This window comes from Deltaproteobacteria bacterium (genome assembly GCA_016210005.1).
Classification (GTDB): domain Bacteria; phylum Desulfobacterota; class Binatia; order HRBIN30; family JACQVA1; genus JACQVA1.
Map to the genome: position 1 here is coordinate 17,782 of JACQVA010000013.1, position 20,159 is coordinate 37,940.

The 20,159-nt window shown below is 66.4% G+C and carries 17 protein-coding genes and 2 tRNA genes; 10 read left to right on the forward strand and 9 right to left on the reverse strand.

The features are described from left to right. The first annotated feature begins 25 nt into the window (after positions 1 to 25). Positions 26 to 2,218, forward strand: a complete 2,193-nt coding sequence (locus tag HY699_02655) for a molybdopterin-dependent oxidoreductase (GenBank protein ID MBI4514701.1) — start codon at positions 26 to 28, stop codon at positions 2,216 to 2,218. 156 nt (positions 2,219 to 2,374) lie between these two features. Continuing rightward, positions 2,375 to 3,526, forward strand: a complete 1,152-nt coding sequence (locus HY699_02660) for a L,D-transpeptidase family protein (GenBank protein ID MBI4514702.1) — start codon at positions 2,375 to 2,377, stop codon at positions 3,524 to 3,526. 117 nt (positions 3,527 to 3,643) lie between these two features. On the opposite strand, the gene HY699_02665 is transcribed toward HY699_02660, so the two are convergent. After that, a tRNA-Cys gene (locus HY699_02665) sits at positions 3,644 to 3,716 on the reverse strand. 111 nt (positions 3,717 to 3,827) lie between these two features. Here HY699_02665 and HY699_02670 point away from each other — a divergent pair. The 3 genes from HY699_02670 (at position 3,828) to HY699_02680 (ending at position 5,277) form a co-directional block, all read left to right on the forward strand. After that, positions 3,828 to 4,628 carry a PKD domain-containing protein gene (locus HY699_02670; GenBank protein MBI4514703.1) on the forward strand — a complete coding sequence of 267 codons (801 nt, stop codon included), beginning with the start codon at positions 3,828 to 3,830 and terminating at the stop codon, positions 4,626 to 4,628. Positions 4,629 to 4,705: 77 nt separating this feature from the next. Beyond that, positions 4,706 to 5,137, forward strand: coding sequence for a PKD domain-containing protein (locus HY699_02675; protein ID MBI4514704.1), 432 nt, complete (start codon positions 4,706 to 4,708; stop codon positions 5,135 to 5,137). A gap of 66 nt (positions 5,138 to 5,203) precedes the next feature. After that, positions 5,204 to 5,277, forward strand: a tRNA-Gly gene (locus tag HY699_02680). Between the two features lie 62 nt (positions 5,278 to 5,339). Here HY699_02680 and HY699_02685 read toward each other — a convergent pair. The 3 genes from HY699_02685 to HY699_02695 all read right to left on the reverse strand — a co-directional run bounded on the left by HY699_02685 (position 5,340) and on the right by HY699_02695 (position 7,891). Then, positions 5,340 to 6,119 carry an enoyl-CoA hydratase/isomerase family protein gene (locus HY699_02685; GenBank protein ID MBI4514705.1) on the reverse strand — a complete coding sequence of 260 codons (780 nt, stop codon included), beginning with the start codon at positions 6,117 to 6,119 and terminating at the stop codon, positions 5,340 to 5,342. A 90-nt stretch (positions 6,120 to 6,209) separates the two neighbouring features. Next, a complete protein-coding gene (locus tag HY699_02690; protein MBI4514706.1) occupies positions 6,210 to 7,214 on the reverse strand; it encodes a zinc-dependent alcohol dehydrogenase family protein in 1,005 nt (334 codons plus the stop codon). A 23-nt stretch (positions 7,215 to 7,237) separates the two neighbouring features. Next, the gene (locus tag HY699_02695) at positions 7,238 to 7,891 is read right to left on the reverse strand and encodes a glutathione S-transferase family protein (GenBank protein ID MBI4514707.1); all 654 of its coding nucleotides are present in this window, start codon (positions 7,889 to 7,891) and stop codon (positions 7,238 to 7,240) included. A gap of 179 nt (positions 7,892 to 8,070) precedes the next feature. Here HY699_02695 and HY699_02700 point away from each other — a divergent pair, with 179 nt between their 5' ends. Further along, positions 8,071 to 8,835: an enoyl-CoA hydratase/isomerase family protein gene (locus tag HY699_02700; GenBank protein MBI4514708.1), complete on the forward strand. Its 765-nt coding sequence runs from the start codon at positions 8,071 to 8,073 to the stop codon at positions 8,833 to 8,835. A gap of 2 nt (positions 8,836 to 8,837) precedes the next feature. On the opposite strand, the gene HY699_02705 is transcribed toward HY699_02700, so the two are convergent. From HY699_02705 to nadB, 4 genes are all read right to left on the reverse strand, one after another. Beyond that, a complete protein-coding gene (locus HY699_02705) occupies positions 8,838 to 10,292 on the reverse strand; it encodes a wax ester/triacylglycerol synthase family O-acyltransferase (protein MBI4514709.1) in 1,455 nt (484 codons plus the stop codon). Positions 10,293 to 10,359: 67 nt separating this feature from the next. Beyond that, entirely contained in the window at positions 10,360 to 12,000 is a 1,641-nt protein-coding gene (locus HY699_02710; GenBank protein ID MBI4514710.1) for an acyl-CoA dehydrogenase family protein, read from the reverse strand. 127 nt (positions 12,001 to 12,127) lie between these two features. Further along, positions 12,128 to 14,101, reverse strand: coding sequence for a protein meaA (locus HY699_02715; protein MBI4514711.1), 1,974 nt, complete (start codon positions 14,099 to 14,101; stop codon positions 12,128 to 12,130). Between the two features lie 89 nt (positions 14,102 to 14,190). Further along, a complete protein-coding gene (nadB, locus tag HY699_02720) occupies positions 14,191 to 15,855 on the reverse strand; it encodes an L-aspartate oxidase (GenBank protein ID MBI4514712.1) in 1,665 nt (554 codons plus the stop codon). A gap of 97 nt (positions 15,856 to 15,952) precedes the next feature. On the opposite strand from nadB, the gene HY699_02725 reads away from it, so the two are divergent. From HY699_02725 to HY699_02740, 4 genes are all read left to right on the forward strand, one after another. After that, positions 15,953 to 16,540 (forward strand): lytic transglycosylase domain-containing protein, encoded by a 588-nt coding sequence (locus tag HY699_02725; GenBank protein MBI4514713.1) that lies wholly within the window; start codon positions 15,953 to 15,955, stop codon positions 16,538 to 16,540. A gap of 70 nt (positions 16,541 to 16,610) precedes the next feature. Continuing rightward, entirely contained in the window at positions 16,611 to 17,177 is a 567-nt protein-coding gene (pgsA, locus tag HY699_02730; protein ID MBI4514714.1) for a CDP-diacylglycerol--glycerol-3-phosphate 3-phosphatidyltransferase, read from the forward strand. A gap of 71 nt (positions 17,178 to 17,248) precedes the next feature. Beyond that, positions 17,249 to 17,548, forward strand: a complete 300-nt coding sequence (locus HY699_02735; protein ID MBI4514715.1) for a hypothetical protein — start codon at positions 17,249 to 17,251, stop codon at positions 17,546 to 17,548. 51 nt (positions 17,549 to 17,599) lie between these two features. Continuing rightward, a complete protein-coding gene (locus tag HY699_02740; protein MBI4514716.1) occupies positions 17,600 to 19,294 on the forward strand; it encodes a hypothetical protein in 1,695 nt (564 codons plus the stop codon). Positions 19,295 to 19,304: 10 nt separating this feature from the next. On the opposite strand, the gene rfbD is transcribed toward HY699_02740, so the two are convergent. Continuing rightward, positions 19,305 to 20,159 (reverse strand): dTDP-4-dehydrorhamnose reductase, encoded by an 855-nt coding sequence (rfbD, locus tag HY699_02745; GenBank protein ID MBI4514717.1) that lies wholly within the window; start codon positions 20,157 to 20,159, stop codon positions 19,305 to 19,307.

Here is a 20,159-nt window from a genome sequence, read left to right on the forward strand (position 1 = left end):
GGAGCGCCCACAGAAGGGGAAAGAAATGGCAAACCCGAGCAACGGCGGCTGGCAGAGCACCGCGTGCGCGCTCTGCGCGACCAACTGCGGCTTGCAAGTGCAGGTCGAAAATAACCGCATCACCAAGGTCCGTGGCGACAAGAGTAACCCGTTCAGCCAGGGCTACACGTGCAGCAAGGGCCTCACCATCGGCAAGCTCGTGGACCACAAGCAGCGCCTGACCACACCTCTCAAACGGATGCCCGACGGCAGTTACGCACCGATCCCATGGCCGCAAGCGCTGTCGGAGATCGCGGCCAAGCTCGGCGACGTCGTCTCGCAGCACGGTGCGGAAGCCGTCGCGCTGCTGGGCGGGGGCGGACAAGCCAACCATCTGGACTTTCTCTACGCCGTCGGCTTCCTCCACCTGCTGGGTTCGCGCCGCCACTTCCACGTCCTGGCGCAGGAGTTCACCCAGAAGTACTTGGTCAACGGGCTGGTATTCGGCAGCGAGGGCCTCGACTACGAAGAGAACTGGCACCGCTCCGAGGTGATGCTGGTGATGGGCTCGAACCCGTGGATGAGCCACGGCTTCCAGCAGGCGCGGGTTGTCATCCGAGCGCTTGCGAATGATCCGCAACGTACGCTGATCGTGGTCGACCCGCGACGCCATGAGACCGCCGAGAAGGCCGACGTCTATCTGCAGATTCGCCCGGGCACGGACCTCTACTTCCTGTTGGGCATGCTCAACGCGGTCGTCGAGGAAGGACTGGTTGACGACGCCTTCGTCGCCGCCCACGCGCACGGCTGGGAGGAGGCCCGGTTCGTCGCCAACCTGGTCACCCCGGGTGTGGCAGCCAAACTCTGTGACCTCGAGGAGGAAGACATCCGCGCCGTGGCGCGGCGCTTCGCCACCGCCAAGAGCGCGAGCATCCGCACTCACCTCGGCATCTGCCACGGCAAACACATGGTGGAGAACTGCTACCTGATCACGCTCCTGCACGTTATCACCGGCAACATGTGCACGGCCGACGGGGCGCACTTCCCGGTGACCTTGTTCACCGGGGCCGGGGTGTTCCGCGAGGACCAGCCGTCGCAGAAGGCGCGCACGCGCGTGGCCGGGATTGCGGCCATTCGCGGCTTCTTTCCGCCGAATGCCCTGGCGGAAGAGGTCTTGGAGGCCGGCGCGGCGCGCGTGCGCGCACTGATAGTGGAGGCCAGCAACCCGATCTGCTCGTATGCCGACGCGCCGAAGATGACCGAAGCATTCGAGCAGCTCGACCTGCTCGTGGTCGTCGACCCGGCGATGACCGAGACGGCGCGGCTGGCGCATTACGTCCTGCCGGTTCCGAGCGGCTACGAGAAGTGGGAAGCGGCCACCTTTGCCAAGGGTCACCCGGAGGTCTACTTCCACCTGCGGCCGCCGGTGGCGCAACCACCGCCGGAGGCCAAGCAGGAGTGCGTCATCTTCTACGAGCTCGCCAAGGCCATGGGCCTCGACTATCGCTCCAACCCCGCCTTCGCCGCCCTGGAAGCGGCAATCGCCGCGGGAGATCCGGCACCGGTCCTGACTATCATCAGGGGGTTGTGCACGATGTTCGCGATGACCCGGCAGCAGGAGCTGCTCGCGGCCGGTACTATCAGTGACGGCGGCAATCCTGCCGATGAGGTCTTCCAGAAGCTGCTCGATCACCCCGAAGGAGTCATGCTGTGTCAGGTGGACCCGGAACGGAACTGGGAGCAGGTGCGAACGGCCGATCATAAGGCCGTGCTCAACCCGCCGGTGATCCTCGACCTGTTCCGCCGCCTCGCGATTCCTGCCGATACCGACTTCCGCAGGAATCCGGCTTATCCCTTCGTCCTGCAGACCGGGGAGCGTACCGATTACAACGCCAACACCGTGCACCGCGACCCCAGCTGGCGCAAGAAGCAGCACGACAGCTATCTCAGGATGCACCAGTCGCTGGCGGCGGAGCTCGGTGTCGCCAACGGCGAGCCGGTTCGTCTGGTTACCGAGTACGCCGAGGCGTTGGTGCCGGCGCTGGTCACGGACGACATCTATCCTGGCAACCTCAGCATGCCGCACGGCTACGGCCTGCTCTGGGAGAACGAAAAGACCGGCCGGCTCGAGCCGGTCGGCACCAACCCACAGAAACTCGTCAGCGCTCAACACCGCGACTCACTGACTGGGATCCCGCTGCATAAATACATCCCGGCCACGGTCAAGAAGGTGCGTTGAGCGGCGGCCAACTCCTGGCGGGAAGGATCTGCGGTTTCTGGGGGCGTCGCTGGCGTGTCTTGGCTCCGCGCCAGCGCTGTGCTTGAATAGCGCCGGTGGTAGGGACGGGCGCGGTGCGGTGTCGATCCGGTGCAACACGTTGAACCCCTCTATACAATGAACTCGCTCCGCCCATGCTTTCGGGGCTTTGCCCTGACGATTGTCGTTGCGGTCGCCCTCGCCGGCGGCGCCGCGTTGGCGCGGGAATGGAAGGAAGAGGATTTCCTCCACAAGACCGGCGGTACGCACTTCATGGTGGTGGCCGGAAGGGACTGGCGAACTGCGCAATCGGTGGTCGGCAGCACACGCTTCTATCAGGTGCAACGGGGCGACACCTTTCTCGACCTCGCTCGCTACTATGGCTTGGGATACAACGAACTCGTCGAGGCCAATCCCGGCGTCGATGTATGGGTGCCGCCGGCGGGACAGATCATCTTGCTGCCGACGGAGTACATCATCCCTGAGGTCGAGCCCCGCGGGGTGGTGGTCAACATCCCCGAGATGCGATTGTATTATTTCCACCCGCGCCATGACGAGCAGGCGCCGTTGCTGGTGACAACGTACCCGGTCGGCCTCGGCCGCGACGACTGGAAGACGCCGCAGGGCCGCTTCAAGGTGCGCGGCAAGACGGTCAATCCGACCTGGGTCCTGCCCGAGTCCATCCGCGCCGAACATCGCCGCGACGGCAAGCCGGCACCGCCTTTCATCGCCGGCGGCTCTCCCGACAATCCTCTGGGCAAGTATCGCGTCGAGTTGACCCTGCCCCTCTATGGCATCCACGGCACGAACATCCCGTGGGGCGTCGGCATGCAGGTGAGCCACGGCTGTATCCGGTTGTACCCGGAGGATATCGAGCAGTTGTTTCCTGTGATCTCGATCGGTGATGCCGGCGAGTTCGTCTATCAGCCGGTGAAGATCGGCGCCCGCAACGGCGAGATCTACGCCGAAATCCACAAGGACATTTACGAGTACACGCCCGGGCCGTATCGCGAGGCCCAGCGACTGCTGCAGAAATTCGGCTGGGCCGATCGGATTGACGACCAGCGTCTGCGCCGGGCCATCGCCGAGCAATCGGGCGTGCCGATGTTGATTTCGCGTGATGCCGGCAGCGAGTCCGTGATCGAAGAACGTTTCCGTCCCCGCACCGGCCAGGCCGGTCCGCGCGGTGGCCGAACGCAGTCGGGAACCGCGCCGAATCACAAGGGTCGCACCGAAGCCGCGCCTCATAGTGCGGCTGATACCCCGCTGGTTGATGAGGCTCTGAACTAGCCGCGGAATCGCGCACCCACCTCCATCCCCGATCTTCTTCCGCCGCCCTTGACGCTGTTTCCGCTGAGGGGAGTTATCCCACTATCTTCGGCACCGCGCGTGAAGCCATGAAATGAAAGGCGGCGAGCGGATTCGAACCGCTGCATCGAGGTTTTGCAGACCTCTCCCTTAACCACTTGGGTACGCCGCCGCGCCATGGTCTGCTAACACACGGTCTGCACCCGCGCAACACTGCTCCGGCCGCCACGAATGCGCGCGAGCTAATTGACAGAGCGCGTCCGACACCAGTAAAGAGCCGGCCATGAGTACCACTACGGCACCGTGCCGCTGGGCACTACAACTGCCCGTGCTCGCCTGCTTGGCGCTGATGGGCTGCCGCCTGATCGGCTGCGGCGAGCCGTCCGAGGACTCGGGCGACGAGTCGAAGAGGCCGGTTGTTGCCGAGCGCTTGGTAGCCCCGACCGCGGGCGGCGCCGGGGTGGTGGTGGCGCCAAAGGCAGAGCCGTTCGAGGCCGACGATGACGGCGAGGATAGCCCGGAGGAACTCCGCTTCGAGGCCGAGGCCGCGCCGGAATCTGGCGGCGCGCCGCTAGATGTAGCCTTCACGCTGACGATCGAAAATCCCAGGCCAGGGCTGACGGTGCGTTGGGATTTCGGCGACGGCAGCGCCCCGGTCGGTATCAGAAACCCATCGCACATCTATCGTGACCCGGGTGAGTACACCGCCATCCTCACCATCACGGCACCGGGGGTCGAGGAAACTCGCGAATTCAACATCGAGGTAGCCGAGGAAGCTTTCGACATCGATATCGAGGTCGATCCCGACATCGGCAAGGCGCCGTTGTTGTCACACTTCACCGGCGTGGTCCCTGAAGAGATCGAGAACGATGTCACCTACGAGTGGAATTTCGGGGACGGCGCGCAAGCGACCGGCAAGGTTACCGAGCACGTCTACCGCGAGCCGGGCACCTACAACGTGAAACTTACCGTCACTCACACCAACGGCCAGCACGGCACGCGCGAGGTGGAAATCCAAGTCGACGAGCCCGACGACAGTGACGATGAGAACTCGCCGGACGAGGACGCTGAGGACTTAGGCTGACCTCAGCCCATCAACCGAAGCAACCCCAAGCGGCTCAGGGTTGACGGCCCCATCACACGCCGCTAGAAGTTGTCGCCATGTCACGTACCGGCAATTTGCTGATGGTTGTAGCCGCCAGCACAGCGGCGTTGTTGGTGGCCTCGTGCCGCTCTTGTACCGAGGCTCCTCCCCCGCGGCGCGCTCGGCCGATCGAGGGCAAGCTGCCTCCCGCTCCGCGCGCCGTAGCCGAGCCCACTGCCACGCAAGAGCCGGCCCGCTGCGCCGTCATAGCGATGCCCGAGCTTATCGAGGGCGGCGCGCCGTTCCGGGTCGAGTTGCCCGCCGAAGGCGGCTGCACCGATGGCCCGGCCAGCTTCGAGTGGGATTTCGGCGACGGCAGCGCGCGGGTCAAGCAGCAGAGCCCGACCCATGTGTACGAAAAGCCCGGTGAGTACACGGCGAAGGTCACGATCAGCGATCCCGAGGGGCGCACTGATTCCGATCGGGTGACGATTACGGTCACCCCGTAGAGAGCGCCATTTGGCGCGCAGGGTGCTTTGACAGCGCCGCTAACCTTCGCTACATTCCGAGCGTATGCGGGCGTAGCTCAGCTGGCTAGAGCGCAACCTTGCCAAGGTTGAAGTCGCCGGTTCGAACCCGGTCGCCCGCTTTCAACGCAAACGGCCCGAGTAACTTTCCTCGGGCCGTTTGCTTTCGCAGGACGCCGGCAGCTCACTTGCCTTTCCACTCGGGCTTGCGCTTCTGCGCGAAGGCCAGCACGCCTTCCATCATGTCTTCGGACCCGAACAGTGCGCCGACCAGCGGGTACGACTTCTTCATCGCCTCTTCGAGCGGCATGCCCTGACTGAGCATTGCCACCTGCTTGGTTGCCCACACCGAGGTCGGCGAGCAGGCCAAGATCTCGTTCGCCCAGCGATCCGCCGCCGCCGCCAGATCCTTCGCCGGCACGACTTCGTTGACGATGCCGAGCCGGTGCGCCTCCTCGGCCATGATGTGCTTGCCGGTTAGCATCAACCCCATGGCGATTTTCGGCGCCAGCTGCCGCGGCAACCGCTGCATACCGCCGGCCAATGCGGCCAACCCGACCCGCGGCTCGGGCAGGCCGAAGCGCGCGCTGTCGGCGGCGACGATGATGTCGGAAGCCAGCGCGATCTCGAAGCCGCCGCCGAGCGCCAGCCCGTTGACCGCCGCGATCACCGGCTTGAAGAGATCGAAACGCGCAGTGATGCCGCCGAAGCCGTTCTTCGGCAGACGCGTGCCGGCCATGCCGTGCTGCGCCGAATACTTGAGGTCGTTGCCGGCCGAGAACGCCTTCTCGCCGGCGCCGGTAACGATCGCCACCCAGCAGTTGGCATCGCCGGCGAAGTCATCCCAAATCGCCTGCAGCTCGTCGTTGGCGGGTGGATGCAATGCGTTCATCACCTCCGGGCGATTGATCGTGATGCGGGCGATGCGGCCGTCTTTCTCGTACTTGATGAACTCGTAACCCATGCGGTTCCTCCCACTGGTGTTGGCCGGCCCGGACAGGCCCGGTACCGAAGCATGAACCTATACCAAACGGCCACCGCCGCGAAAACCGGCCTACTCGCCGACCTGCAACACGCCCGCGCCGGCGATAGCGTCGTGCTTGAGGCGGCCGAGCGCTTCGTTGGCGGACTCCAACGCAAACGCCACGGTGCGAGGCCGCAGCGGTATCTCGCCGGCGATGCGCAGTAACTCCTCGCCATCTTGCCGGGTATTGGCGGTAACGCTGCGAAGATTCTTTTCGTGGAAAAGATGGCGCTCGTACTGCAGCGGCGGGATGTCGCTGAGGTAGATGCCCGCCAGCGCCAGCGTGCCGCCGTGATCGAGCGCAGCCAACGCCGGCGGCACCAACTCCCCGGCCGGCGCGAACAGCACCGCGCTGTCGAGCGGCTCCGGCGGCGGCGCCTCCGCGCCACCGGTCCATGCCGCGCCCAGCTCGCGCGCCAGGGCTTGATGTCGCTGGTCGCGAGTCATCACGAAGACACGGCAACCGAGGTGGCGTGCCACCTGAATCGCGATGTGGGCCGAGGCGCCGAAACCGTACAGACCGAGGCGGCAGCCCGGCTTGATCTCGGCCCGGCGCAAGGCGCGATAGCCGATGATGCCGGCACACAGCAAGGGCGCGGCTTCGGCATCGCTGATGGTTCCAGGCAAGGTGTAGGCGAAGTCCTCACGCACCACGGCATAGTCGGCAAACCCGCCGTCTTCGTGGTAGCCGGTGAAGCGCGCCGCGGCACAGAGATTCTCGCTGCCCGCCTGACAGCGCGCGCACGCCCCGCACGTCGAGCGCAGCCAGGCAATCCCGACACGGGCGCCCAGCGGGAAGCGCTTGGCGCCGGCACCACACTTGTCCACCAGCCCGACCACTTGATGACCGGGAACGACCTGCGGCCGCTGTGGCGGCAGTTCGCCCTCGACCACGTGCAGATCGGTGCGGCAGATGCCGCAGACCCGCACCCGCACCCGGATCTCGCCGGCCGCGGGCTCCGGCACCGGCCACTGGCGCAACGCCAACGGCCGGGTGGCGATCGGTGCCGGCTGGGTGAGCACCATCGCACGCATAACCGAGAGCGCTCGCCCTCCCGCTACCGGCGCTGCTGCTGCATCTGAATGAGGGCTTCCTGCTGCTCAGCCAGAACTTTCTGCACGCTCGGCCGCTCTTGCACCTTTCCCCACCACGCCGCCAGCTTCGGCCGGCCTTCGCTGAACGACGGCGCGCCGAGCATCGGCAGCAGCAAGTTGGCAAAGAAGATGGTCGGCGCCAGGGCGCAGTCGGCCAGGGTGAAAGCGTTGCCGAGCACATACGGGCCGGCAGGCGCCAGCATGCCCTCCAGCTGATCGAGCCGGGTGGCTACCTCCGCCAGCTTATCCGCAATTAGCTTCTGGTCCTTCTGCGCCGCCGTCACTTGCGGGAACAGCGCCCGCAGCGGTGGCTCGACGTAAAGGTCGTGAAAGCGGCTCACGCCACGCGCCCGCGCACGTCCCTCCGCATCCTTCGGGAGCAGAGGTTTGTCCGGAAACTTGTCTTCGAGGTACTCGTTGATGACCTCCGACTCGCCGATGATCTCGCCGTTGACCTCCAGTGCCGGAGTCTTGCCGAGGGAGTAGATCTTGAGGTACGCGGGCGACTTCAAGTCGCCGCCGGGGATCGGCACAATGTCGACCGGGGCCCCCTTCTCGTAGATCACCAAGCGACACTTCGAGGCGAAGTTGCTCAAGTTCATGTTGTAGAGCTTCATAGTTGCCCTCCTCGCAGATGATGTGCCGCGGAGTATCGGCCAGTGGCACCCGGAGTTCAAGCCGTGCCCGAGCACGATTGCCGCGGGTTGTTCGAGCGGCGGCGGAAGCGCTCCGCAACGCGCGCCGCCGGGCATCCCGTTAGGCGCCAGTGTGCTATAGGTCGCGCATGGCTACGGTAATGGCGACGGTATCGGTTGAAGATCGGGCGGGTGGTGTTCGTGTGCTAACGCTGTCCAAGCCGCCGGCGAACGCCATCGACGAGGCCTTGCTCACCGACTTGGCGGCGGCGCTGGCAGAGGCGCGTGCGGATGAGACGGTGCGGGCGCTGGTCTTGACCGGCGCCGGGCCGTTCTTCTCGGGCGGCTTCGACTTCGCCGCCCCCCGGCGCGATGACGAGGTCGCCCACGACCTTTACGCCCTCTATCGCGACAGCCACCTGCAGCTCTTTACGTTTTCCAAACCAACCATTGCCATGGTCAACGGCCATGCGATCGCCGGCGGCTTGGTGTTGGTGTTGGCCTGTGATCACCGGCTGGCGGTCGACGGCGACTATCGCGTGGGGCTCAATGAAGTTGCCGTCGGTGCCTCGTTTCCGCGCGCCGCCTTTGAAATCGTCCGCCTGCGCTTGGCGCACGCCGGTGCCAACGAGCTGCTGCTGGGTGCCTCGCTGTACCCGGCCAGCGAAGCCGTGCGCCTGGGCATAGTCTCCGAGCTGCTGCCGGCCCACGGGTTCGAGCAGGCCGTACTGACACGCGCGGCTCGGCTGGGCACGTTTCCCCGCGAAGCTTATGCTCACACCAAGGCGGCGCTGGTTGCCGCTGCGGCTCGAAGCATCGCGGCGGAAAGCGCCGAGGAGGCGCTGCAGGCGATGTCGGTATGGATCACCTCCGAGAGCCGCGCCGCGCGCCGCCGCCAGCGCGAGAAGCTGGGCGTGGGTTCGTAGCGCTACCCGCGCCGGGCCCGGCGCGCCCGGGCGCGCGTCGCGGTCGCGAGGCCGGCGGCCCGTTTGAGTGCGGTGAACTCCTCGGTGAAGCACCCCACCAAGTCGTGCAGGTCACTGAGCGCGTCCCAATCGGCATTGAAGCCCCAGTACAGCCCGCCGTCGTAGCTCAAGAGCGCGATCCCCAGCGCTTGATTGGCCATCATCGGAACCACCGGGTAACCTTCGAGCAGCCGGGCGCCGAGCAAATAAAGCGCCGTCGTGGGCCCGGGAACGTTGGTCACAATTAGATTGCCGGCCCACCAGCGGGTCACTCGGCGCACCAGCTCGGTGAGCAGGGCGGCTTCGGCCCAGTTGGACATGTCCTCGAACAGTTCGACGGCGTGGATTTCCTTCGAAGCCTTCAACGCCGCCGTGGTTTGCGCCACCGCTTGCAGTCGTTCACGCGGATTGCGCAGCTCCAGCGGCAGCCGGGCCAGCGTCGGCACCACGCGGTTGCCCAGTGCCGCGGCGGCGGCTGCCGGCCGGGTATTGATCGGAATGACGATGCGGAAATCGAGGTCGCTCACCGCTGTCCGGTGCGCGCGGAAGTAGCGCCGGATCGCACCGGCCACCACTGCCAGCACCACGTCGTTGACCTTGCCGCCGAGGCGGTTCTTAACGGCTTTGACTTCATCGAGGTCAAAGCGGGTCCAGTCCAAGCGCCGGTGCGGCCCGACCTCGTCGACATTGAGCGGGGTCTTCGACGCCGGCTGGAGTTTTCCGACCACCGCCTCGACCGCCCCTTCGGCGGCGTCACGGATGGCTTCGAGCGCGTGCCCGGGGTGGGCCAGCGCCGAAGCCAGGCTGCGCCCCAATGCCAGCGGCGCGGTCATGCGCCGTTGCAGCTCCCCGAGCGCAAGATCGACGGTGCGCGGTGCCGGCCGCGGCCGCCAACTCGAGCGCCGGTGGGCAGGGGCGTGGCGATCGGGCGAAAAGAGCGCGGCGAGCACCGCGACCGCCGAGACACCATCGACCATGCAGTGGTGCAACTTGTTCACCATCGCGACGCGGCCGCCTTCGAGCCCCTCGACCAGCCACAGCTCCCACGGCGGCTTCGAGAGGTCGAGCGGCTGTGACATGAGGCGGCCGACCAACCGCTTCAGCTGGCGAACACTGCCGGGTCGCGGCAACGAGGTGTGTCGCACGTGGTAGTTGAGATTGAAGCGGTCGTCGTCCACCCACACCGGGTGGTGTTCAACAGGAATGAAAGCGAGCCGCTGCCGGTGTCGCGGCACGGCATCGAGGCCGCCGGCCACGTGGGCGCGGATGCGCTCGACGTCAAGCGCGCCGCTGCTGCTGGTCAGCGGTCCGCCTTCGAGAATGCCGACCTCGCCGATGTGCATGTGAGTATGGCTCGTCTCCATGAACACCATCGAAGCATCGAGCGCTGACAAGCGTTCGTAATAGGTACGTGCCATGCCGGCTCCTCAGCCGCCGAAAAGCCACCGGGCCATCAAGCTACAGCTGCCGTTTCATGCCCCGCAGTCATCCGCCCAGGAGCGTGCGCGCGATCACCTTTAACTCCAAGATCGGCTTCACGCCTTCGAAGATCGGCAGCACTTGCGCGTCGACGACGTAGCGCGAAATAGCAAACTCTTCGGCATAACCCCAGCCGCCGTGGATCAGCTGGCCTTCCTGAGTGGTCCACACCGCCACGTCGGAGGCGAAGAGTTTGGCCATCGCCGGCTCCAGCGCTAGCGACTCGTCCTTATCCATCGCCCGCGCGGCCGCGTACGTGAGTTGGCGTGCGGCCATGATGTGCGCCGCCATGCGGCCGAGCTTGTGCTGCGTGAGCTGGAAGTTGCCGATCGGCTCGCCGAATTGCTTGCGGTCGTTGGCGTACTCGGCGCTGCGCTCCAGGCCGGCTTGCGCCAGCCCGGTAGCTCGGCCGCCGGTCTGCAAGCGGCCGGCAGCAAAGCCGCCCATCTGGAGATAGAAGCCCTTGTTCAAGCCGGCCTCCTCGCCCACGAGATTGGCGGCGGGCACGAAGTAATTGTCGAAGTTGAGCGTGAACGAATGCATGCCGCGGTAACCCGGAGTGGGATCGGCTTTGCCCACGAGCGTGCCGCCGTTGGGTTGTCGCAGCGCGAAGCTGTGGCCGTCGAAGGCCTCCTTCTCGACGATGAACAGCGACAATCCCCGCGCACCCTTCTTCAGGTCCGGATCGGTGCGCGCCAGTAACGCCAGCACGTTGGCGCGGCCGGCAAAGGTGCACCAGGCCTTGGCGCCGTTGAGCAGATAGCCCGGCTGGCCGGCCACCGCACCGGCATCGGCGCGGCATTTCACCCCCGCGACATCGGAGCCGATGTCGGGCTCGGTCACCGAGATGCCGACCATGATCTTGCCGGCGGCGATCGGCGGCAGCCACTTGTGCTTCTGCGCCGCGGTGCCGCCTTTCAATAGAGCTTTGGTGAGAATCTCCGGGCGCGTGATCAGACTGCCGGCGGCGGCCAGCGAGCCGCGCGACAGTTCCTCGGTAGTAATGATCATGGCGAGGTTGCCCATGCCGCCGCCGCCGTACTCTTCGGGCACGGACATGCCGAAGAATCCCAGCTCGCTCATCTTGGCGATGATGGCCTCGGGTATCAGCTCGTCGTGGCGATGGATGCGCTCGGCGATCGGCGCCACTTCGCTTTCCGCGAACTGGCGTACCGAGTCCCGAGTCATCGCCGCCAGCTCGTCGCCGAGCCAGCAGTGATTAGCGCCGCGCTGCTCGATCACGCGGCGGCCGATGGCGCAGACGGCGGCGTCGGCCGCGGCGGCGCGAATAAGTCTTTTGATCGCCGCCGCGCCCAGGGTCGCGTCGAGGCCTTGCTCGCCGAGGCCGAACTCGCCGGCGTGGGCATCGATCTGGGCCGCCAACCGCTGCGCCACCTCAGCGGCAAACAATGCCGCCATCGCCTCCAGGCCGGGCTCGCGCCCGGCCGCGGTCTTGGAATAGTCGAGCAGGGCGCGAGCCGCCGCCACCTCGGTGGCGGCGTAGGCGAGGCGCTCGCAGTGTACCTGCTCAGCGTCGATGTCTTTACCGCCGGCGGTGCGCCGGCTGGCGACTGCGATGGCCTCGCGCACGACCGTGTCGCTCGTGTTCACCAAATGTTCTACGCCGGCCAGATCGACCAGATTCATGCTCGCCTCCGCCATGTTCGAGACAGCTCCTTTGTCGTGCGGCAACCAAGTGCGCCAGCCGGCCGGCTTGTACCATCGCGGCAGCCCCGAGCAACGCCAGTTGTTTGCCCCCGGTTCGTCAGCTCCTTCAAGCGCGGGCAACAGCCCGACCGCTGCGCGCCGCCACCAGATCGGCGATGTCGCCGATGATGGCCGTGAGCGTCGCCTGACCGGGGGTATACACGCGCGCCACCCCCGCCCGCAGCAGCACCGGCTGGTCGCGCGCCGGGATGACGCCACCGACGAAGACCGGCACCTCGGCCAGGCCGTTGGCGCGCAGCAGCTCGAGCACGCGCGGCACTAGCGTCAGGTGCGAACCGGAGTGAATGGAGATGCCTAGTGCATCGACGTCCTCTTGCAGCGCCGACTCGACGATCTGTTCCGGGGTGAGCCGAATGCCGTCGTAGATCACCTCGAAGCCGGCTTCTTTGGCGCGCACCGCCACCTGCTCGGCGCCGTTGGAGTGCCCGTCCAGGCCGGGCTTGGCCACCAGTAATCGCAGCGGATGCCCGATTTGCGCGGCTGCTTGCTTGACACGGCGGCGCACGCCCTCCAGCGCGTCGCCGTCGCCGGAGAACGCCAGGCCTTGCAGCCCGGTGGGGGCACGATACTCGCCGAACACCTTTCGCAGCGTGCCCGCCCACTCACCTGTAGTGACGCCGGCATGGGCGGCGCGAATCGACGCCGGCATGATGTTGCTGCCCGAGCGCGCCGCCTCTTCCAGCGCACGCAAAGCGGCGCTGGCCTCGGCGGCGTTGCGGGCCGCACGAAACCCCCGCAGTTGCTCGATCTGCCGGCGCTCGGCGTCGGGATCGACCACCAGGATGCTCTCCGCCTCGGCCGCGACCAGTGGCGACGGCTCGTGGTCGACGTACTGGTTGACGCCAACGACCGCCAACTCACCGCTTTCGATCTTGCGCTGGCGTTCGGCGTGGCTCGCTACCAGCGCCCGCTTCATCACCGCAATCGCCTGCGCCGTGTCGCCGAGGCTTTGAATGCGCGCCAGCTCGGCCTCAGCGCCGTCCATCAGCTCCTTGACCTTGGCCTCGATCACGGTCGAGCCGGCAAAGATATCGTCGTATTCGAGCACGTCGGTCTCGTACGCCAGCACCTGCTGCATGCGCAGTGACCACTGCTGGTCCCACGGTCGCGGGAGGCCGAGGGCTTCGTTCCAGGCCGGCAATTGCACCGAACGCGCCCGCGCCTCTTTCGACAAGGTGACCGCCAGCATCTCGAGCAAGATGCGCTGGACGTTGTTCTCGGGCTGCTGCGCGGTCAGCCCAAGCGAGTTGACCTGCACGCCGTAGCGGAAGCGGCGCTTCTTGGCATCACTAATGCGGTAACGCTCGGCCAGATAGCGATCCCACAACCGGACGAACGCCTTCAGCTTGCAGCTCTCTTCGATGAAGCGAATGCCGGCGTTGACGAAAAACGAGAGTTGGCCGACCACCTCCGGCAGTGACACGCCCGGCCGCTGTTGCACGCGATCCAAGACCGCGAAGGCGTTGGCCAGCGTGAAAGCCAACTCCTGCACCGGCGTGGCCCCGGCTTCCTGCAGATGGTAGCTGCAAATGTTCACCGGGTTCCACTTCGGGATGTTGGCCACCGTGTACTCGATGGTATCCGCGGTCAGCCGCAGCGAAGGCTCGGGCGGGAAGATGTAGGTGCCGCGCGAGAGATACTCCTTGAGAATGTCGTTCTGCGTCGTGCCGCGCAGCGCTCGCGGGTTGGCGCCTTGGCGCTCGGCGGCGGCGACGTATAGTGCCAGCAGCCACGCCGCGGTGGCATTGATGGTCATCGAGGTGTTCATCTGCGCCAGCGGAATACCGGCGAACAAGGCCTCCAGGTCCTGGAGGTGACCGATCGGGACACCGACCTTACCGACCTCGCCCAGCGCCATCGGATCATCGGCGTCGTAGCCGGTTTGCGTCGGTAGATCGAAGGCCACGCTCAAGCCGGTCTGACCCTTAGCGAGATTGCCGCGAAACAATTGGTTTGCTGCTCGCGGATCGGTGTGACCCGCGTAGGTGCGCATCAGCCAGGGTTGCTCGCGCTCGGCCATAGCGGCGTCAGCTAACCACGCGGCTCGGTATCAGGCAACCACGCCTGCCCGTGGAAGGCCCGTGGAACCGCAGCGCGGCGGCATGCGGCTCAGGCCTCGCTGCCGCCGGGGCGGCGCCGGCGGTACAACGAGCCGAGAAACTCGGCATCGGGAGCGAACTGCTCGGCGCGGGTGACCACCGTATCACGCAGCCAGTTACTATCGTCACGATCGCAATAGTCGATGGTGAAGTGCAGGCCGCGGCTCTCCTTGCGCATGATCGCGGCAACCACGATCAGTTCCGCCACCAGCGTCAGGTTGCGCAGTTCGATGAGGTCGGCGGTGACTTTGAAGTCCCAGTAGTACTGCCGGATCTCTTCCTGTAACAGCAGGATGCGCTTGAGGGCGCGCGCCAGACGCCGATTGGAGCGGGCAATGCCGACGTAGTTCCACATCAAACGGCGGACCTCGTCCCAGTTCTGCGTCACCACGACTTCTTCATCGCTGTCACTGGCCTGGCCCGGATTCCACGGCGGGCAGCGCGGCGGCTGGGCGCGATCCCGCGCCAGTAAGGCGGCGGCGTGGTGCGCCGCGCGGTGGCCGAAGACCACCGCTTCGAGCAAGGAATTCGAGGCCAGGCGATTGGCGCCGTGTAGGCCGGTCATGGCCACCTCGCCGGCGGCGTAAAGGCGGCGCACGGTGGTAGCGCCGTCGATGTCGGTCATGACACCGCCGCAGCAGTAGTGCGCTGCCGGCACCACGGGAATGGGGTCGCGGGTGATGTCGAGGCCGTACTCCAGGCAGCGCGCGTGGATGGTTGGGAAGCGCGAGCGCACGAAGGCCGCCCCTTTGTGCGTGATGTCGAGGTAGACGTGCTCGAAGCCGTGGATCTTCATCTCGCTGTCGATCGCACGAGCGACCACGTCACGCGGCGCCAGTTCGGCTTGCGGGTGGTAGCAGCTCATGAATTCGCTGCCGTCCGGGCGGCGCAGCACCGCCCCCTCCCCGCGCAGGGCCTCGCTGATCAGGAACGACTTGGCCGCCGGATGAAACAAGCAGGTGGGATGAAACTGCATGAACTCCATGTTGCCGATCGGCACCCCGGCGCGGTAGGCCATGGCGATGCCGTCGCCCGTGGCGATGTCGGGATTGCTGGTGTACAGGTACACCTTGCCGGCGCCACCGCTAGCCAGCACGGTGGCGCGCGCGCGGATGGTCTCAACCGTGTTGTCGGTCCGATTCAGGGCGTAGACCCCCCAGCACGATGGCGCTCCGATGGAGGGATCGAACTTGGCGTCAATCAGCAGATCGATGGCGACGTAATCTTCGAGGACAGTGATGGCCGGCGTGTCGCGTACCGCCGCCACCAGCGCGCGCATGATCTCCGCCCCGGTGGCGTCCGAGGCGTGCAGAATGCGGCGGCGGGAATGGCCGCCTTCACGACCGAGGTCGTACTCGTCCTCGGTTCCCGGACGCAGCGAGAAGTTGATGCCCAAGGCGATCAGGTCGCGAATGCGCTCGGGTCCCTCGCGGACCACCATTTCCACCGTGTCGCGGTGACACAGCCCGGCCCCGGCCACCAGCGTGTCCTCGGTGTGCGAGGCAAAGGAGTCCTCCGGGCTCCATACCGAAGCGACTCCGCCCTGGGCATACGCGGTGTTACTTTCCGGCAGTGGCCGTTTGGCCAGCACCACCACCGAGCCATGCGGTGCTGCCTGCAGCGCGAAGGTGAGCCCGGCCAGGCCACCGCCAACTACGAGGAAGTCTGTTTCCATGGCGGTCGGTTCGCCGCTTATCACACGCCGTGCGCCAGGCAAGCGCAGGTAAAAAAGCGATTGACCAACAAGCCAAAACCTCGTAGCCTCCGGTGCCATGCGGAGAGGAATCCTCATCGCCCTGCTTGTCTGCGCTTGCGCCGGTGTGGCCCGTGGTGAGATCTACATGTACCGCGACCGCGCCGGCGTGCTGCATTTCAGCAACGCCCCCTCGGAGCCCGCCTACCGGCCTTACGTGCCGGATTTCGGCGGCTGGGTGCGGCGGATGGGACCGATCGTGGACCGCGCCCGTTATCAGCGTTACGACCAGGTCATCCTCGACGTGGCCCAGCGCCATGGCGTCGATTCCGCGCTGGTCAAGGCGGTGATCCGGGCCGAGTCGGATTTCGTGCCGCACGCCGTGTCGCCCAAGGGCGCTCAGGGGCTGATGCAGTTGATGCCGGGGACGGCGCGGCGCCACAACGTGTGGCGGGTGTGGGAACCGAAACAAAACGTCGAGGGCGGAGTCCGCCACTTGCGTTGGCTGCTCGATCGCTATGCCGGCAACGTGCGCCTAGCGGTGGCGGCTTACAATGCCGGCGAGAAGGCGGTGGACTCGTACGGCGGCGTGCCCCCGTACCCCGAAACGGTTCAGTATCTCGAGCGCGTCATGCGCTTTCGCGACCACTACCTGCACAAGCCCTAGCAGCGCCAAGGCGGCGATTGCTTTTGCCCGCCGGCTTTTCGCGGCGCGGCTTTCGTGGTAGCCGACCGCTGTGAGCCGCCTTCCCAATCTGCTGACGCTGTTTCGCATCGCCCTCATTCCGCTGCTGGTTTGGCTGCTCACCAGCCCGGGCAAGGGCGCGGCCCTGCTGGCCGCCTTGGTCTTCTTCATTGCCTGCTGGAGCGACTTCTTCGACGGCTACCTGGCGCGGCGCCAGGGTCTGATCACCACCCTGGGCAAGTTCCTCGATCCGTTGGCTGACAAGCTGATCGTCATGGCCGCGCTGGTGATGGTTGCCAGCCTCGAGCGCGAGCCCAGCCTGCCGGGGTGGATCGTGGTGGTGGTGGTCGGGCGCGAGCTGGCGGTAACCGGGCTGCGCGCCATTGCCGCCGACCACGGCATCGTGTTGGGAGCGGAGGAACTGGGCAAGTATAAGATGATCTTCCAGATGTTCGCGATCCAGGGCCTGCTGCTGCATTACCGCTTTCTCGGCATCGATTTCCACGCGGCCGGTATGTACTTCTTGTGGATATCGCTGGTGATCAGCCTGTGGTCGGCCATCCACTATCACGTCGAGGTGACGCGGGCGGTCATGAGCGCCACCGGCCGCACAAACTGAGACCGGCACGTCTGAAGCAGCTTGCAAAACCTGTCCGCTGCCGTCATAGCTGGAAGCCGGAAGGAGTACCCGTGCAACAGAATTTGACTGTGGTGGATCGCGGCGTCGCGCTCGCCGGCACGCCTAGTTCGGAGTCGACGCCCTCGGTGTGGCGCCGGGCGTGGGAGGGCTGGAAGCGGCTCGCGCACGCCATCGGCGTGGTCCAAACCCGGATCATGATGGTGGTCTTCTACTTCATCTTCGTTTTCCCGCTCGGCCTCGTCCTGCGCCTGGTACGTGACCCGCTGCATTTGAAGCATCCCGCCGACACCAACTGGGTACCGCATCAGCAAGAGCCTGCGACCATCGAGACCGCCCGGCGACAGTTTTGAGCGAGCGCCTGCGCTTGCCCAAGCGCCTGGCCTTCTGTTAGGCGCCCCTTCATGCGGTGGTGGGAGTGTGTGTTCGTCTTGCTGGCGCTGGCCGTTGCGGCGTGCCTGCGTCTCCAGCATCTTGACGCCACCGCCTTCTCTGTGGACGAGATTAACGACCTAGTGGTCGCGGACCAACCTTTGGCGCGGTTGCCCGCGGCCGTGGCCCGGCAGACCGGGGCGACACCGCTGCATGCGCTGCTCACTCACTGGATCATACGCCGCCACGGCCGCAGCGAACAACCCGCGCGCGCGCTGGCCGCGGCATTTGGTGCACTGACGGTAGTGGCGATGTTCGTCGCTGGCCGTGTGCTGTTCGGCCAAGCGCCGTGGATTGCCATCGCCTTACTGGTGATCTCGGCGCCGCACATCAGCGCCGGCCGCGAAGTCCAAGCAGCGGCATTGTCTGGGCTGCTGAGCACCGTCCTGCTAGCGGCGGCGGCACATGGCCTGCAAGCACCCTCGCGGGGCGCGTGGGTCGTGCTGGTGATCAGCGGAGCGCTGGCCCTCTATGGCCATTACGGCGCTGCGCTGGTTTGGGCGGCAGTAATCATCGTCAGCTTCATCGCCTGGTGGGGCCGGGCGCTTTCGACCCGGGCACTGCTGTTCGTGGCAACGGCGGCCGCGGCGGCGCTGCTCTGGTTTACCCCGTGGTTATGGCTCGACTACCACGGCGGCCGCGGTGGCGCACTGTTTGTGACCCGGGTCACGCCGGCGACCTTCACCGCGTTGGCCCAGCGGCTGGCCGCCGGCACGCAACGTCTGCCGCCGTACTGGGGGCTGATACTGGCGGCCGCTGCGGGGCTCGGCGTGCTGCGTGGTGTAGTACAGCGGCGCCTGGCCTCCGCGCTGTTGAGCACCGGCATCGCCTTTGCCGTCGCCGGAACCCTGATCGCCACCAGTGCGCTACCCTATCCCTTTGATCCGCATCAGGTGCTCTTTGTGTTGCCGCTCTACTTGCTGCTGGCGGGCCGCGGCTTCGAGTGGGCCTTGACCCCGGCGCCCTCACGCGTGCAGCCCTGGCTCACCGCGGCGGCGGCCGCCGCCGTCGTGGCCGCGGGCGGGTGGGTGCTGCGCGCGCCCACCGGGCCGGCTGGTCCCGACTGGCGTGCGGTTGCTGCCGTTGTCGGTAACAACGCGTGGGCTGAAGACACAGTGGCGGCACCCGAAGTGCGCGAGGCGCTGCTGTTCTACGCCCCGGCATTGCGGCGCCAGCTGTTGCCCGAGATGCCGGCGAGATTGCTCGCCAGTGCGCTGCCCAAAGGTCCACGCAGCTGGTTGGTGGTTCCTCTTTCCGTCCGCTTGGGAGCAGCCTGGCCGCAGCTGATGCCCTGGTCGAAGGACGCCAACGTGCTCGACCTCAGCGCCGGCAACGATCCGCTCATTCTCTACGCCGGTAGGACCGGTCGTGACCAGCTGTTGCGTGAAGTGGCGACCTTTGACTTACCCGTGGCCAGCCTCGCCCGGGGCAGCTGGCTGCGTGAACTGCTGCAACTCACGGGACCGCTGCGCCCGCTGCTCCGCTTTATAGACCAGTTGGCGGCAGCCCCCGAGGGAGCCAAGCTGCGCAACCCGGAGTTGCTCGGTGTCGTCTCACTACTTGCGCGCAACGGCGAACGTGACCGGGCACGGGCACTGGCAGCGCGACTGGCGCAGGAGGAACCCGACTGGCTGGAAGCGCAGCAGGCGCTGGCGGCGTTGCAGTAACCTGCGCTGCCTAGCACCGCCCCCGCAGGTAGCGGGCAAGGGCGTCATCCCAAGGCGGCAGATCATCGAGCCCCAGCCGCGCGAGCTGGTCGTGGCGCAGTACCGAGTACGCCGGCCGGCGCGCCGGCGCGCCGAACGCGGCCGAGGTGGTCGGCGACAGCTCGGCGGCAACCCCGGCGAGCTGGAAGATCTTGCGCGCAAACTCGAACCACGAACAGGAGCCGGCGTTGGTGATGTGGTACAGGCCATATTCCCGCGTCTCGAGCAGCTGCGCCACCTTGGCCGCCAGATCGACCGTGGCCGTAGGCGTGAGGATCTGATCCGCCACCACTCGGATCGGCTTGCGCTCGGCCGCCAGTCGCAGCATGGTCTCGACGAAGTTGCCGCCTTTGCCGCTGCTGCCGGCATGACCGTAGAGTCCGCAGGTGCGGATGACAATGTGGCGCGGGCAGGTCTGTCGGACTAGGTACTCGCCGGCCAGTTTCGATGTGCCATAGACACTAAGCGGTCCGGGCAGGTCGCCCTCGCCCCGTGCCGCCGCCACGTCGCCGGCAAAAACGTAGTCGGTACTGAAGTGCATCAGCTGCGCCTGGTGGTCACGGCACCAGCGGGCGAGGTTGAGCACGGCGAAGACGTTGACGGCGAAAGCGGCCTCGACCTCGCGCTCGCAGTCGTCAACCCGATGGAAGGCGGCCGTGTTGATCACCACCTCCGGACGCTCGGCATCAAGCCGGCGGCAAACGGCGTCGTGGTCGCGCAGCTCCAGCTCGCTGTGGCGCAGCGGCGCCACCGTGTGGCGCGCGGCCAGCAGTGGCACCAAGTCAGCCGCCAGCTGTCCGTTGCCACCCGTGACGACAATGCGCAT